Annotated in this window: 1 protein-coding gene; it reads right to left on the reverse strand. The window is 66.4% G+C overall.

Annotated features, from left to right (window positions below; genetic code table 11):
• The coding region (gene arcC / locus SFHG_RS00045) for a carbamate kinase (RefSeq protein WP_316244723.1) at window positions 1-906 on the reverse strand (906 nt) is incomplete at both ends.

Here is a 906-nt window from a genome sequence, read left to right on the forward strand (position 1 = left end):
CCGGCAGCGGCGCACTCGAGGGAGGTGATGAGGGCCTTGCCCTTCGGGAAGGCCTCGACGTACTCGATGCAGGCCTCGACCTTGGGCAGCATGGAGCCGGGGGCGAACTGGCCCTGGGCGATGTACTCGCGAGCCTCGGCCACGGTCATCGTGGACAGCTCTTCCTGGTCGGGCTTGTTGAAGTTGATGCAGACCTTCTCGACGGCGGTCAGGATGACCAGCATGTCGGCGCCGAAGTCGGCGGCCAGCTTGGCGGAGGAGCGGTCCTTGTCGATGACGGCGGGAACGCCCTCGTAGCCGTTCTCGGTCTCGAAGACCGGCACGCCGCCGCCACCGGTGGAGACGACGATGTAGCCGTTGTCCATGAGGTCCTTCACGGCGTCGAACTCGACGATGCGCTCGGGCTTCGGGGAGGCGACGACCTGGCGCCAACCGCGGCCGGCGTCCTCCTTGAAGGTCCAGCCGGTCTCGGCGGCCTTGGCCTTGGCCTCTTCCTCGGTCATGAAGGCGCCGACGGGCTTGGTGGGGTTCTGGAACGCCGGATCCTCGGGGTTCACGACGGTCTGGGTGATGACGTTGGCGACGGAGCGGTCGATGCCGCGGGCCTTCAGGTCGTTCAGGATGGCCTGGGACAGCTGGTAGCCGATGTAGCCCTGGGACATAGCGCCGGCCTCGGGGAAAGGCATCTCCGGGGTCTTGCCGTCGTTGGCGGCGGCGTAGGCGAAAGCGTTGTTGATCATGCCGACCTGGGGGCCGTTGCCGTGGGAGACGACGACGTTCACGCCATCGGCGATCATGTCGACGATGTGCTTGGCGGTGTTCTTCACCAGCTCGAGCTGCTCCTGCGGGCTGTTGCCGAGAGCGTTGCCGCCGAGGGCGATGACTACGGAAGGACCGTCACCTTTT

Source organism: Senegalimassilia anaerobia JC110 (assembly GCF_000236865.1).
In the GTDB taxonomy this organism is placed as follows: Bacteria; Actinomycetota; Coriobacteriia; order Coriobacteriales; family Eggerthellaceae; genus Senegalimassilia; species Senegalimassilia anaerobia.